General features: G+C 59.2%; 12 protein-coding genes and 1 pseudogene. 5 read left to right on the top strand and 8 right to left on the bottom strand.

Going from position 1 to position 13,657, the window contains the following annotated elements:
* Positions 1-490 (bottom strand): annotated as a pseudogene (locus tag ACM5SV_RS33705) (polysaccharide biosynthesis protein); the annotation flags it as partial.
* 123 nt (positions 491-613) lie between these two features.
* Complete coding sequence (locus ACM5SV_RS33710; protein ID WP_113546817.1) at positions 614-1,180, bottom strand: sugar transferase; 567 nt, start codon at positions 1,178-1,180, stop codon at positions 614-616.
* Positions 1,181-1,903: 723 nt separating this feature from the next.
* Between ACM5SV_RS33710 and ACM5SV_RS33715 the strand changes: the two genes are divergently transcribed.
* A complete protein-coding gene (locus ACM5SV_RS33715; protein ID WP_012759919.1) occupies positions 1,904-2,149 on the top strand; it encodes a hypothetical protein in 246 nt (81 codons plus the stop codon).
* 334 nt (positions 2,150-2,483) lie between these two features.
* Here ACM5SV_RS33715 and ACM5SV_RS33720 read toward each other — a convergent pair whose 3' ends face one another.
* From ACM5SV_RS33720 to ACM5SV_RS33735, 4 genes are all read right to left on the bottom strand, one after another.
* The gene (locus ACM5SV_RS33720; protein WP_128449623.1) at positions 2,484-3,248 is read right to left on the bottom strand and encodes a glutamine amidotransferase; all 765 of its coding nucleotides are present in this window, start codon (positions 3,246-3,248) and stop codon (positions 2,484-2,486) included.
* A 67-nt stretch (positions 3,249-3,315) separates the two neighbouring features.
* Positions 3,316-4,320 (bottom strand): rhamnose ABC transporter substrate-binding protein, encoded by a 1,005-nt coding sequence (locus tag ACM5SV_RS33725; RefSeq protein ID WP_012759921.1) that lies wholly within the window; start codon positions 4,318-4,320, stop codon positions 3,316-3,318.
* A 51-nt stretch (positions 4,321-4,371) separates the two neighbouring features.
* Positions 4,372-5,382 (bottom strand): ABC transporter permease, encoded by a 1,011-nt coding sequence (locus ACM5SV_RS33730; RefSeq protein ID WP_128449624.1) that lies wholly within the window; start codon positions 5,380-5,382, stop codon positions 4,372-4,374.
* On the bottom strand, positions 5,379-7,967 hold the full coding sequence (locus ACM5SV_RS33735) for an ATP-binding cassette domain-containing protein (RefSeq protein ID WP_221964951.1): 2,589 nt from the start codon (positions 7,965-7,967) through the stop codon (positions 5,379-5,381). Before ACM5SV_RS33735 ends, ACM5SV_RS33730 begins: the two co-directional genes overlap by 4 nt.
* A gap of 283 nt (positions 7,968-8,250) precedes the next feature.
* On the opposite strand from ACM5SV_RS33735, the gene ACM5SV_RS33740 reads away from it, so the two are divergent.
* The 4 genes from ACM5SV_RS33740 (at position 8,251) to ACM5SV_RS33755 (ending at position 11,961) form a co-directional block, all read left to right on the top strand.
* The gene (locus ACM5SV_RS33740) at positions 8,251-9,483 is read left to right on the top strand and encodes an ROK family transcriptional regulator (protein ID WP_128406060.1); all 1,233 of its coding nucleotides are present in this window, start codon (positions 8,251-8,253) and stop codon (positions 9,481-9,483) included.
* 500 nt (positions 9,484-9,983) lie between these two features.
* Positions 9,984-10,769: an SDR family NAD(P)-dependent oxidoreductase gene (locus tag ACM5SV_RS33745; protein ID WP_113546871.1), complete on the top strand. Its 786-nt coding sequence runs from the start codon at positions 9,984-9,986 to the stop codon at positions 10,767-10,769.
* 13 nt (positions 10,770-10,782) lie between these two features.
* Positions 10,783-11,562 (top strand): MoaF C-terminal domain-containing protein, encoded by a 780-nt coding sequence (locus ACM5SV_RS33750; RefSeq protein WP_024323626.1) that lies wholly within the window; start codon positions 10,783-10,785, stop codon positions 11,560-11,562.
* A gap of 9 nt (positions 11,563-11,571) precedes the next feature.
* Positions 11,572-11,961, top strand: coding sequence for a nuclear transport factor 2 family protein (locus tag ACM5SV_RS33755; RefSeq protein WP_113546813.1), 390 nt, complete (start codon positions 11,572-11,574; stop codon positions 11,959-11,961).
* 21 nt (positions 11,962-11,982) lie between these two features.
* On the opposite strand, the gene ACM5SV_RS33760 is transcribed toward ACM5SV_RS33755, so the two are convergent.
* Entirely contained in the window at positions 11,983-12,924 is a 942-nt protein-coding gene (locus tag ACM5SV_RS33760; protein WP_221964949.1) for a helix-turn-helix domain-containing protein, read from the bottom strand.
* 10 nt (positions 12,925-12,934) lie between these two features.
* The gene (locus ACM5SV_RS33765) at positions 12,935-13,651 is read right to left on the bottom strand and encodes an SDR family NAD(P)-dependent oxidoreductase (RefSeq protein ID WP_222018127.1); all 717 of its coding nucleotides are present in this window, start codon (positions 13,649-13,651) and stop codon (positions 12,935-12,937) included.
* Positions 13,652-13,657: the final 6 nt, after the last annotated feature.

Consider the following 13,657-nt stretch of genomic DNA (forward strand, 5'->3'; position numbering starts at 1 on the left):
TGTGAAGGATGCGCTGGTAGGCATCCCCGAGCCAGTAGCGGATACTCAACCTCGACAGCCCGATCGCAATCAACAGCAGGAAGGGCTGGAGGATACCGACGGTTCTGGGAACACCGGGGACGCTGAGGGCAGTAAATATCGTCATGAAGGCGAAGCCGTAGATCGCAATGGCCTTCAGAACAGTAATGAAAGCAGCCATATTGGCATAACGGAAGATCGCCCGGTACATGCCCATGACGATGAAGATGGGAAGGGCCATGCACAACGAAACGACGACCGGCAACCATTGCACGCCGGTCAGCACCGTCCATTCGTTGAGGCGGAAGCAATAGGCGAGCCAGATGGTCAGAACACAAAAGCTGGAATCCACCAGCAAAGCCAGGGCGCGTTTGGCAACACGCGGCATCGCCAGCAGAGGGGCGACAAGCGCTTGCAGCGGCATTAAGAACCATCCCGAGCGCGGCGTCTCAGTGGGGGTATTTTCAGGCATTGCTTACCAGCGTCTCGCAGATCAATAGACAACCACCTTCTTGTCGCTTTCTGCAACGAGCGCAACTGAAATAATCGGAAATCAAGGTCTTCTGCACCGACTTATCTATCAGAAGTAGGTAACCTAATGCCGTATGCCCTTACGGCGGATGACCTTCTCGGCAGTCATAAACAGGATGTTTATGTCGAAGCCGAACGAGCGACGTTCGAGATATTCGACATCGAATTTTACCTTCTCTGGAATCGGCAATTCGTCACGGCCATTGATCTGCGCCCATCCCGTCAATCCGGGCAGGAGCTTGTCGACACCATGGGCGGTGCGCAACTCTATCAGATCATATTGATTGTAGAGTGCCGGCCGTGGCCCGACGAAACTCATCTTCCCCTCGAGAATGCACCAGAGCTGTGGCAGTTCGTCGAGGCTGGATTTGCGCAGAAACGAGCCGATGGGTGTCAGAAACCGATCTGGATTTTCGAGCAGATGCGTGGCAACCGTCGGTGTGTCGACGCGCATGCTGCGAAATTTCGGCATCAGGAAGATCTGATTGAAACGGCCGACACGTTTTGACCAATAGAAGATCGGTCCCGGCGAGGTAAGGCGAACACAAAGAGCGACGACAAGGATTGGAACGAGCAGGATCGCCGCCGCAATCAAAGCCAGGAAAAAATCCACCGCCCGTTTCAAATCCATGCTCCGCAGCTCTTTCGCCTTATCGGCGGTCTTTCCGCCATTCGCCCTGTCGCGTTGCCGTATCGTCAAAAACCGTTTCGCGTCAACTGCCATCATTCTCCGGTGGCGGACGGACGAGGATCGGCAAATCTTGACCGCGCAGGCAGATCGCCTCAAGCAATTCGCGAAAATCGTTCACCATTTTGCGCCAACCGGTCCGTCACGAACGAATCTTCGATCAGGGCGGGATCGAGATCAATCGACGTCTCACCGGTCGCGAGCTTGACCGCGATCGCGTTTGCCGCACCCGCCTTGCAACCAGCGCATCGATACTGCGCGCTGATGGCGCCGAGAGCGCCGATCCCCTTATAGGTGATTTGCTGTTTTCTCGTCCCTGTGCTGAGCCTGGCCGCCTTCGCGGTTCTCCTACGATTGAGTAGGATGAGAGCAATGCCAGCGCTTGCAAAGTAACGGATGAGGCAGCGATCGTCGCTGAATAGAGTATGAACCCGACCTGGCGCGGAGGCTATCGGACGTCGGCTACTAACATCGCCATCCGCGTCCTTTCGAACGCGACAGAGCTCAAGTCCTTTCGGACATCGGTTTTTCTACATTGCGCTGCCATCTTGACGCATGTCTCAGCTCACCGTAGCGCGGCATAATTGTCGCCGACGGCCTATGGCCGCGCGATTGGAATGTTGGCGCTGCGCCCTAATTTATATCGACGCCAATGAGGGGAACAGCATGACGACTATCACCTACCATGTCGGCGAGCATGACGGCGGCTTCGCCTACCGCCTGGGAGACGTCTGGTCGGAGACCTATTCGGACCACGATAGCGCGCTCGCTGCCGCCAAGTCGGCGGCCCAGCGCCAGCACATTGAAGGCCGCGATGCCGAAATTTCATATCAGCTCGCCGATGGTCGGTGGCAGACGGAACATGCCGATGGCGGCGACCGCCCCGATACCGAAGTCGTCGACGACGAATAGGCAACGGTTGATGGGCGTCCTGGCAGAATCCTGCCTCTGCGGAAATGTGCGCATTGCCATCACTGTGCCCAACGCGGGTCGGCATCTGTCACTGTACCGACTAACGGCAGGGGACCCGCCGCATTCACCTACTTCGCCATATGGCCGGCCGGTCAGTTCGAGAGCGAAGGCGGCCCTGTCGATCATGGTGGACGCCGATTCTGTCCGGAGTGCGGATGTCCTCCGTGGACGAGTAAAGCCGAGCTCAGGCAGGGCGTCCCTGACGAGTGACCGCACCTTGCTTCAAAGAAACTGCGGGAGATTTTCGGCGCTCGCCGTCGTTCGAACCATCACCCTAAATTTCTCGAGCGAGCCAGCGGATCATGTTGGCCATCAGCAGATCGTAACCGGGCCATTGCATGAAGTCCTGGGACAGCCAGTGAGGACCGATGTCGGTCGTCCAAGCTAGAGTCCGACCGGCGCCGTAGTCGCGAACCGATAGGAGCGGCATTTGTCCGGTGCGATGGCCGCAATGGATCAGTGTTTTCGTCTCCATGTCGCCGCGTGCGGCAACGCGGTTCATGCCAAGGACATAAGGTATCGGCGATGGCACTCCTGCCAGTATCGGATGACTGATTTCATGAATGACCGGATCCAGGCCCTCTGGCGCCTCCAAGCCATCCGGTCCGGGAAAACACTCGATAGGCAGGCATTCCTCCACCGCCGTGCCGCGGAACATGGCAAGACCATCGATGCCTTGAAAACTGCAATATCCGCCTGCCATCATCAGCGCCCCACCTTTATCCACCCACTCCCTCAGAAGCTCGAGGCGGTTCACCGAGCGGCGGCCTGCCCTCGTCTGCGGGGTGTAGAGAAGCGACAGCGCGCCCACGTCGGACAACACGACCGTGGAATAGGCGTCAAGTCCGTCCATCGTCGTCGGAAATTCGCTTTCGCAACGCTCGCCGCCGATCTGGACGACCACGACGCCATGCGCCGCAAGGCCCTGAATATAGCGCTCGGCACCGTTCGAATATCGCGCAGACGCTCCAACTTCATATCCCTTGGAGGCAAAGGAGGTGACGTGAAATGTCTCGCCGGCAAGCAGAACTGGCTTCATGGTGGTCTCCCGATGTCAGTTGAATTGGGTGGTGCCACTGCGGCGCCACCCATCACGTCGACGGATTTCAGAACTTGAATTCTTCGACGTTTGCCGGCGTCACGATATCCGCAGGTCCAAGAAGAACTTCGCCGTTAGCTCCAACCTTGTAGGAACCGAGCCTGCCTGCTTCGAAGGTCTCGCCCTCCTTGCCCGTCAATTTGCACTGCGCGACAGCCTGGGCCGCATAGTAGGTGAGGTAGCCGAGATCCTTGACGTTCCACCAGATATCCTGAACGGAGCCGTTCTGGATATACTTCTTAATGAGGGTTGCCGGCGCCAGACCGGTCAGCTTGACCTTGCCGAGAAGGCCCGCCTGGTCCATTGCACGGGCAGCTGCGGGCAAGCCGATGCCGGCCGGGATGATGATGCCCTTGAGGTTCGGAAATGCCTGCGCCAAGGCCAGCGCCTGCTGCTGATTGACCTGCTCGCTCTCCTGGCCATAGGCGACCTGAACGAGCTTCATCTTGGAGTATTTCTTGTCGCCCGCCATCGTCTTCTTCATGAAGTCGATCCAGGCATTCTGGTTCGTGGCCGTCGGGGTCGAGGACAGGATCGCAAACTCGCCGTCATAGTTGATCATCTGCCCCATCGATTCCAGCATCATTTCGGCCAGGCTGTCGCCGGCCGCCTGATTGAGGAAGACGGAACGGGCGGCAGTCGATACGTCGGAATCATAGGATACGACTTTCACACCCTGCTTGGCCGCGCGGCGCAAGGCGGGGGCCACGGCATTGGCGTCGTTGGCGGAGATCGCGATGACACCGACTTTCTGCGAAACTAGATTGTTGATGAAATCGATCTGCGCCTCGGCGGTTGCCTGCGACGGAGCCTGCTTGATCGCCTTGCCGCCGATCTCCTTTGCAGCCTCTTCCGCACCTGTTTGTGCAACCTGGAAATAGGGGTCTGTGTCGAGCTTCGGCAGGAAGCCGACCGTGACCGGTTCCTTGGCGCATTCCTGCGCGTTTGCCGCCGCGATGCTGGCGATCAAGCTGCCCGCGACAAGTAGAGTTTTGAAAAGATGCGATGTCATGTCGGTTCCTCCTCAAGATATCCGGTTCGGTGAAGCAGGCTAGCCCCGGAACTACTCGCCTGTTTTGACTTTGAAATATCGCGTTCGAACGCTGGCGAAGACGCGTTCCGCCGCATTGCTGGCCAACAGCGAAACGATGAGCAGAAGGCCGATGACCGTCCCCTGCGCGTCGCCGCCGATCTGCAGCAGCCCAAGGACGTTGCGAATGGTGGCGACCAGCAGAAGTGCCCACAGCACGCCGGTCAGCCGGCCACGCCCGCCGAAGACGCTGATCCCGCCCAGAAGCGCGATGGTGATAACGTCGAGCTCGATACCGACTGCGTTGTTGGCGCGAGCATTTGCAAGCCGCGCCGCGTAGACCATGCCAGCCGCCGCACAAACCACCCCTGATGTGACGAACAAGCCAAACACCGTTCGGGCGAGACGAATGCCGGAATAGCTCGCAGCGTCGGGACTTCCGCCGATCGCATAGATGCGTCGGCCGAGCGGCATCTTTTGAAGCGCTATGGCGAAAACCGGGGCAAGCAGCAGAAAGGGAAGGATGGTCAGCGGCACCGGCGATGTGCCAACAGTATCGATACCGAAATCAAGGAAGCTGTCGGGAAAGTCGTTGATCGAGTCCGAGCCGAGGAGAATGTAGGCAATGCCGCGAAACAGGGCCATGGTTCCGAGCGTGACGACAAGCGATGGAAGCCCGAGCTTCGTGACTAGCACGCCGTTAAAACCGCCGCAAATTCCGCCGGCGACCAGCGTGACCGGAATGGCCAGCAGGAGTGGCGCGCCGTGCTGGACGAGCAAGCCGAAGATCACGCTGGTGAGAGCCAATATACTGCCGACGGACAGGTCGATTTCGCGCGCGATGATCAGCAGCACCATTGGCAATACGATGAGCGCGCGCTCTGAAATGCCGGCAACAGCCTGCGAAATATTGAAGACGGAAGCGAAGTTCGGCACGCCCAAGAGAGCGTAGGCGACAACGGCGATCGTCAGCACCGCCAGGAAATTGTCCCAGTTGGCAAAGCGGGTGACGAAGTCGGGATTGCGCTCAGAGTTTCCGCTCATCGATGTGCTCCCTTGCACTTGCCGGCGGCGCGGCGGGCGACGAGCGCGTCGATGCCGATGGCGGCGAGAATGACGAGGCCATAGACCCCTTGCAGCCAAAGGGGATCGACACGCACGAGCGTCAGCCCGTTGTTGATGATGAGCAGCATCAGGGCGCCGGCCGCGACGCCCAGCACCGTGCCGGAGCCGCCACGAACGGCAATGCCCCCGACGACGACAGCCGCAATCACGGTCAACTCGAAACCGTAGGCAACGCGTGCATCGACCGTGGCATAGCGGGACGCCCAGAGCGCACCATCGAACCCGGCCAGAAGCCCGGCTGCTGAAAAGGCCATCAGGATGCGCGCACGCGAGGGAATGCCGATGAGGCTCGCTCCACCGGGATTGGAACCGATGGCAAACAGTTCCCTGCCGATCGAGGTATTGCGGAGGATATAGGCAACGACGAGCAGGGTGGCGATGGCGATCAGGAGCACAGCCGGAACTCCGAAAATATTCGCTGCCGTCATATCAAGCCAGGCTTGCGGCACCTGGTCGGCGCTCACTTGCGTTCCGCCGGCCCAAAGGCTGTTGATGCCCCGGAAGATCGACATGGTGCCGAGCGTGACGACGATGGCCGGCACGCGACCGTAGGTCACGATGAGCCCGTTCAGGAAGCCTGCGGCGAGCCCGATCGTGCAAGCCAGGGCGACACCACCCACCACGCCGATCTCGGGATGCAGATGGATCGTCGAGGCCGCTCCATAGGCTGCAAGACCGATGATCGCGGCCACGGAAAGATCGATGCTGCGGGTGATCACGACAAGCATCTGGGCGACGGCGACGATCATCAGAAGGCCGGCGTCCATTGCCAGGGCGGACAGGTTTGCGCCGCTCAGCATGCGTATGTTCAATATCGAAATGGGAATGACGACAGCCGCAATGGCCGCAAAGAGCCCCAATTCCCGGCGGGCCAGAACCCGCCGCCATGTGCCCTGCGCTGCTCTTTCCGGGATCACCGAGTTTTCGTCCAGATGCGGGACCGGCTGGGCAACGATCTCGCCATCCATCTTCTTCACGATCGCGTCGGTCGCTGCACCGATCACCTTTTCCTGCGTGGCCTCATCGTGCCGAAACTCGGCCGTGACCGAGCCTTCCCTCAGCACGATCATGCGGTCGGCCATGCCAAGCAGTTCCGGCAGTTCGGATGAGATCAGGATGATCGCCATGCCTTTGGCGGCGAGATCGGTCATCATCGCATGGACATCGGCCTTGGTCTGAACGTCGATGCCTTGCGTCGGCTCGTCGAGGATTAGGATGCGAGGATTGGTCGCTAGCCATTTTGCCAGAACGACTTTTTGCTGGTTGCCGCCGGACAGCGCGCCGACCGGCTGATCGAAGGACTTGAAACGCAGCCGAAGACGGTCAAGAAACGGCTTTGCAATGCCAATTTCCTTTTCGCGCGACATCAACCCGCCTCGGGTCGCCTTGTCGAGCACAGTCAACGACGCGTTGTTCAGAATAGGGAAGTCCATAACCAGGCTCTGCCCGATCCGGTCTTCGGAAACATAGGCTATGCCGTTGCCCATGGCATCTTTCGGCGAGGCAAAGCGCATTGTTTTGCCATCGATTGCAATCGTCCCCCCTGTCGGCTGATCGATGCCAAACAGGACCCGGGCGATCTCGGTCCGGCCACTGCCGACCAATCCGCCGAACCCCAGGATTTCGCCAGCTCTCAGTTGAAACGACACATCCTGGAACGAACCGTCACAGGACAGTCCCCTGACGTCAAGAACCACATCGCCAGGCGCCGTGTTGTTGCGAGGATAGAGCCCATCCAGGGAACGCCCGACCATCATCTGAACGGCACGTTCACGGGATAGATCCGCCGCAATCTCCGTTCCGACATGGCGACCATCACGCAGGACGGCGATACGATCGGCGACGCGATAGATCTCGTCCATGCGATGGCCAACGAACATCATCGCCACCCCTTGCGGGCGGAGATTGTCCACAACCGTAAACAGCCGTTCCACCTCTCTCTGCGACAAGGCTGCTGTTGGTTCGTCCATGATCAAAACGCGTGCGTCGAGCGAAAGCGCACGGGCAATTTCGACGAGCTGCTGCTCGGATGTCCGCAGCCGCCCCAAAGGGGCTGTGACATCCACGTCGAGGCCGACGAGCGTCAGAAGGCGCGCAGCCTCGCTTTGCATCTGCCTGTGGTCAAGTTTCCAGCGTAACCCGGTCTGCCCGATGAAGAGATTTTCGGCGATGCTGAGATCGGGAAAAAGACCTGGATGCTGATGCATGACGGCGACACCGGCACGCTGCGCCTCCAGTGGAGACGCGAACGCAACGGGCTTGCCCAGCATGACGACCTGGCCGCCATCTGGCCGATGGACGCCGGCCAGAAGCTTGACGCATGTGCTTTTGCCTGCACCGTTCTCTCCAAGCAGGGCAAGCACCTCTCCTGCCCGCAGTTCAATCGACACATTTGCGACAGCGACGGTGCCACCAAAAACCTTCGTGACGCCCTCGAGCGACGCGACGACTTGGCCGGTCGCCCTCGTCCCAGCACCTTTTGGTCTGCCTGAAACATCAAGCATCCGGCGCATCCGGAATGACGAGAATTTCCAACCACGCGCAGCGAGCCATTCCTGGTGCCTCCTCCGACCCCCTAGGGCAGACAACTCCACCCAACTCCCATCGGGCATTTATTAAAGCAGTTTACTATAATAATGCTTGATTGTGGTCAACCCACATTTTAAAGATGGCCTCTAGAGACAGCGTCCTGGCCTGCGCGATAGTTGCGTAAATTCAGCGGTCGCGTTACCGGTGCTGGCACTTAAAGCAACGTGCTTTTGAATGGTCCTTTCACGGTTGGATCGCATGGCAGGAAAAGGCAGTAATTCCGTCCAGCTTCGCCACTACAACGAGCGCGTTGTTCTGGACGCAGTGCGACGCTTTGGCCAAGCATCGAAGGCGGAGATCGCGCGGTTCGCACATCTTACCCCACCAGCTGTTGCGGCGATCGTTGAGGCTCTTGTCGCGGGTGGCTATCTGGTCGAAAATGGCAAACGCTTCGGGGGCAAGGGCCAGCCGTCTGCAATGTACGGACTTGCCAGCACCGGCGCTTATTCGATCGGCTTTCATATCGGCCGCAGAGCGATGGATGCCATCCTAATCGACTTTGCGGGGCAAATCTGCGCGTTCGAGACCCACGACTACGATCATCCGGATCCCGACAGCATAAAGCGTCTAGGCGCCGCCGCCATCGGGCGTTTCAAGTCACAGCTTGGCGCTGTTCATAGCTCGCGCCTGATCGGCATCGGGATTTCCGCCCCTTATTTCATTGGTGGATGGGACGAGGAGCTTGGATTTCCCGGTGATGTCCAACTGGCCTGGCGGTCCTTTGACCTGAAGGGCCATTTTGCCGACACCCACAATCTTCCTGTCATGATCGAGAATGACGCGTCGGCAGCTGCCGTCGCGGAATTGGTGTACGGGCTGGGTAAGAAATTTTCTGACTTCCTCCACATCTCACTCAGCACATTCGTCGGCGGCGGCCTTGTCCTCGATGGGACCCTGCAGACTGGTCCGAACGGCAATACCGCAGCTTACGGGCCGTTCCCGGTGACACATTCGACGCTAAGCTCCGTTCCCAAGCCGGCTGGAAAATTCGAAGTCCTGCTTCATCGTGCCTCAATCTATACCCTCGTCCATCATCTCAGGACCAACGGTATAGACATCAGGCGGGTCCGTGATCTCGACCCGATGCCGCCAGCCGCGCGCACATTTGTTTCCGAGTGGCAGGACGACTGCGCGGATGCTCTTGCCCAGGCGATTATCGGAAGCATTGCCGTCATCGATGTCGAAGCGGTTGTCATCGACGGGCTTCTCCCCGCTCCACTGCTGATGGAAACCGTTGCCCGCGTCCGGCAATGTTTTTCAGAGATGGTCCCCCCCGGCTTGATCGCACCCACGATCACCGCCGGTGCCCTGGGAGCCCGGGGTTCCGCGCTCGGAGCGAGCATACTTCCGCTCTACCTGATGTTCGGTCCGGATACCGGCGTTCTCATGAAAAAAGGCAACGATAAGAAGCCACTTTTGATTGGCTCTTAGGAAAGTTGATCGTGCCTTTGGCTTCCAGGGGTAGAAACGAATACCTGGCGCTGCGGCGGGCGGGGCGAAACAGGATACGCCATTACTTTTTGCATTCGGCTTGATGAGAAGCAGGCACAAGACTTTCGCCGGTCAGTTTCCCGGCGCTTATTCTTCCACCGGGAATCGGATGAGGGCGGGCGCGAAACACACTTCCCATCGCGGATGTGTCAAGGCAATGAAGATTATCCTTCGTGCGTGGCAGCATGTACATCTTAGCCCGCCTTTCGATTAGAAGGTGCCGATCGTATCGGCCTTACTTGATCATCAGTCGCCGAAACCTCCAGGGGATCGTCGCAAGGTCGTGAGCTTCATGCTTGTGCTCTGACATCCGGCGAATGCCTCGGCCATGCAGCCCGCATTCCAAGGCTGTGCACTCTCAGTCAAAACTTACTGCAGAAGTGGACACGACGGCTCCGCCGCTTTGGGCCATGATATTCCTCAAGGTGAGAGGAGACATCATGCGCTTCAAGAACAAGACTGCCTTGATTACGGGCGGGGGAACGGGAATCGGTGCGGCGGTCGCCCGCCGGATTCGATTGGAAGGTGGGAATGTCACGCTCGTGGGGCGACGTCCCGATCCACTCCACGCAGTTGCCGAAGAGATCGGAGCCACGGTCGTTGTCGCCGATGCAGCCGACGGCGCCAGTATGAAGGCTGCCGCCCTTGCCGTCGCCGAGCAGTTCGGCAGCCTGGATATTCTCGTGGCCAATGCCGGCGGCCATGGTGTCGGCCCTACTGTCAACATGTCAGACGAGACTTGGGATCTGGCGACCAGGCTCAACCTCAACACGGCCTTCGTCAGTGCGCGCGAAACGCTGCCGCATTTGATCGAGAGCAAAGGCAATATTGTCGTGCTTGCCTCGATCGCGGGGCTTTTTGCCGGTCCGGATGCCGCAGGCTACGTCACCATGAAACATGCTTGTATCGGCCTGGCGAAGTCGCTGGCTCGGGATTACGGCCGCCTCGGCGTGAGGACCAACACCGTTTGCCCCGGCTGGGTGACGACGGCGATGGCCGACGAGCAGATGGAATTCATCATGGAAAAATTCAAGCTGAAGAGCATCGAGGACGCTTATGCCCTTGTGACGAAGGACGTGCCGCTTGGCCGTCCCGCAACGCCTGAAGATGTCGCCAATGCAGTCTGCTTCCTGGCCTCGGCGGAAGCCGCAATGGTCAACGGCGCCATCCTGACCGTCGACGGCGGAGCCGGGACTGTCGATCTGCCCACGCTCGCATTCACCTGAGGAGGAGACAATGATGAACCAGAATCCGAAAGACTGGAAAACCTACGATCAGTTCGCATACGGGATCGACGCGAACCGACTGCCAGCGACGAATGCCCTTTCCGGCTCATCCCACGCGATCGCCTTTGACGACGGACGCAAGCTTCAACTCACCTTCCACGATGACAATGTGCAATGGTCGGACGGCGATGACAGCGCAACCGACAAGGTCGAAGTCATCGAGGTTGCGCCCGACACCTTCTTCGTCGAAGTCATTTTCGCGGGTCGACCCAAAGAAGCCGAGACCTTGATCCTGAACGTTTCCAGCCGCCGCGTCCTCTCGATCTATTCGATTGTTCGCGAAAAGGAGCAATCCGTCGGAGAGCCGCAGGTGGCGCAGATTTTCCGACCCGGCATTCTCGAAGGCGGCGCAGTCAGCGGACCGGTGCCCGCCGAAAGCCGGGATCTGATCGGGCTAAGGGCGCATTTCACCTATAGCCCGAACCACGTCTACGAACATACCTATCTCTCGTCGCAACGCTATGCATGGCAATGCCTTGTCGGCGTGCAACGCGGGCACGGTGACGTCGACCTGACGACCACCTACAAGTTCGACGATGATCAGTACATCTTCACCTTCCGCGAATTCAAGATCGCTGTCGCCTCGACATTCTTCTACAATTTCAAGGATATGCGTTCGACAGGCAAATTCCTTGGCATCACTGGTGATGGCCATATCCAGAACAGCCCGGCCGGCGCCTTCATCCGCAAGGCGTCGATGACCTACTATCTCCCCGGGCAGGAACCAGTTTGAGGCAAAACGATGCGCACAGCCTATGAAATCGTGAAGGCACACTACGACGCCAACGCGCGCCGGGATATGGACGGCATGCTTGCCGACATCGCCGCCGATTGCCGATGGACGGAGATGGATGGCTTTCCCTGTGCCGGCACCTATGTCGGTCCGCAAGAGGTTTTCAAAAACGTTTTCTTCGCACTCGGAGAAGCCTTCGACGGCTACACGTTCGGCCTGGAACGGCTGCTGGATGCAGGCAGCGATGTGATCGGAATCGGTGATTATGCCGGGACTTACAGACAGACCGGCAAGTCCTTCAAGGCGCGTGTCGTTCACGTCTGGAGCGTCGCAGACGGCAAGATCCGGCGCTTCGAACAATTCACCGACACGCTGCGTGTAGCGGACGCAATGCGATAAACGCGTGGCGGCCTCGCGGATTCACGCCGGGCCGCCCTTTCTCCAATCGGAGGGCGAAAGCGCATAGCGGCCACGAAACGCCCGGGAGAAATGCGCGCTCGAAGAAAACCCAAGCGCAAAGGCAATCTCCGATATTTCGCCCGGGCGGCATGCAGCGTCCCGTAGTCTGGACGCGGCCCTTTCCAGCCGCAGGCTCCAGATATAGTCGGCCGGCGTCGTGCCCTCGGCCTCAAATGCACGATAGATGTAGCGAATGGAACAACCCATGCGGCGCGCGATCATGCCGACATCGAGATCGGGCCGCGAGATGTGGTCCGAGACAAAGTCCTTCACACGCCGTCGCAGCAGGTCAAGGGAATGGGCGCTTGATCGTTCCCGCTGCGGATCGACGCCGATCATGGTGCGAACGAGCTCGATCATCGTCTGGCCGAGGCTGGCACGCGCGGTATCGTCCAACTTGCCAATCTCCCGGATTGTCGAATCCATCAGCGAAAGCAGGATGCGCTGCATCCCCGCATGTTCAGGCATGGCGACAAACGGCTCCATCAGCCGGTTGACCGCTTGAACTGGAAGCGCGCGACGCGGCAATTGCAAGAGAAGCAGGCGGACAGCCGTTCTGTTGGTCAGCACATAGGGACGGCTTGGATCATACATGATGCTCGCGCCGGCGCCGACTGGAACGCTACGGCCATTTTGGTTGAGGGACGAAAAGCCATGTGTCTGGAAAACCAATTTGATGGCATCGGGAGAGTCCGAGCCGAGGGTCACGCGCTCGCCAAAAACAGTGTGCGTATCGGCTTCCAGCAGCGTCAAGCGGCAGGTGCCGAGCATTGCCGACAACAGCCGGCTTTGATCTTCGTCACCCGATTGAAAATCGAGCCGCACATTGCCGAACAAGCTGCGGGCAACGCTCGGAAAATCCCTTCCCCCTGCAACTTTAACGGACGAGAAAACCGGTTCCATGCTGTCTTCCTCATGAGGTCAGGTAGCCGCCGTCGACCGGCAGGCAGACGCCGGTTATGTAGCGTGCTGCCTCGGACGACAGGAAGACGATCGCCTCGGCGACTTCCGCCGCCTCGCCCCATCGTCCCGCCGGTATGCGGTTTCTGATCGGCGCCGAAACGACTTCATCGGCAAACAACGCCCGGCTCAGCGGCGTTACGATCCAGCCTGGCGCGACAGCGTTGACGCGGATATTCTCCGCCGCAAGTCCCTGCGCCAACGACTTTGTCAGTTGTACGATCGCTCCCTTGCTGGCCGAATAACCTGGCCGATCGGCCGCGCCGAACGTCGAATACATGGACGCAATGTTGATGATGGACGAACCGGATTTCATCCGGCCGCGGCCCAAGCGACAACAATCCATGACCGACGTCAGGTTGATTGCAATGACCTCATCGAACTTCTCTTTCTTCCATTCGTCGCGATCGCGGCTGACACCGGTGCAATTCACGAGCACATCAATCTGATTGAGGCTCGCGAAGAAATCGTCGAGAGCGCCGGGCTGAAGGACGTTGATGTCCCGGCTCTCGATCCGCTCGCTGCGTGGTCCGCCGGCGGCGTCAAGGCCGCAGCAGACGACCCGGGCACCGAGCGCAGCAAAACGCTCAGCCGTCGCAGCCCCAATGCCCGATGTTCCGCCGGGGATAACGACCGTGCGGCCGGTAAAAAGATCGTTGGCAAAGGTCATCGTCTC

Origin of the sequence: Rhizobium sp. CRRU65 (assembly GCF_048551595.1) — a bacterium.
Taxonomy (GTDB): domain Bacteria; phylum Pseudomonadota; class Alphaproteobacteria; order Rhizobiales; family Rhizobiaceae; genus Rhizobium; species Rhizobium leguminosarum_J.

Coding starts and splice junctions, on each gene's coding strand:
- ACM5SV_RS33740 (WP_128406060.1), top strand. CDS start 8,251: ATGGCAGGAAAAGGCAGTAATTCCGTCCAGCTTCGCCACTACAACGAG.
- ACM5SV_RS33760 (WP_221964949.1), bottom strand. CDS start 12,924: ATGGAACCGGTTTTCTCGTCCGTTAAAGTTGCAGGGGGAAGGGATTTT.
- ACM5SV_RS33750 (WP_024323626.1), top strand. CDS start 10,783: ATGAACCAGAATCCGAAAGACTGGAAAACCTACGATCAGTTCGCATAC.
- ACM5SV_RS33720 (WP_128449623.1), bottom strand. CDS start 3,248: ATGAAGCCAGTTCTGCTTGCCGGCGAGACATTTCACGTCACCTCCTTT.
- ACM5SV_RS33710 (WP_113546817.1), bottom strand. CDS start 1,180: ATGGATTTGAAACGGGCGGTGGATTTTTTCCTGGCTTTGATTGCGGCG.
- ACM5SV_RS33725 (WP_012759921.1), bottom strand. CDS start 4,320: ATGACATCGCATCTTTTCAAAACTCTACTTGTCGCGGGCAGCTTGATC.
- ACM5SV_RS33715 (WP_012759919.1), top strand. CDS start 1,904: ATGACGACTATCACCTACCATGTCGGCGAGCATGACGGCGGCTTCGCC.
- ACM5SV_RS33755 (WP_113546813.1), top strand. CDS start 11,572: ATGCGCACAGCCTATGAAATCGTGAAGGCACACTACGACGCCAACGCG.
- ACM5SV_RS33735 (WP_221964951.1), bottom strand. CDS start 7,967: ATGCTTGATGTTTCAGGCAGACCAAAAGGTGCTGGGACGAGGGCGACC.
- ACM5SV_RS33745 (WP_113546871.1), top strand. CDS start 9,984: ATGCGCTTCAAGAACAAGACTGCCTTGATTACGGGCGGGGGAACGGGA.
- ACM5SV_RS33765 (WP_222018127.1), bottom strand. CDS start 13,651: ATGACCTTTGCCAACGATCTTTTTACCGGCCGCACGGTCGTTATCCCC.
- ACM5SV_RS33730 (WP_128449624.1), bottom strand. CDS start 5,382: ATGAGCGGAAACTCTGAGCGCAATCCCGACTTCGTCACCCGCTTTGCC.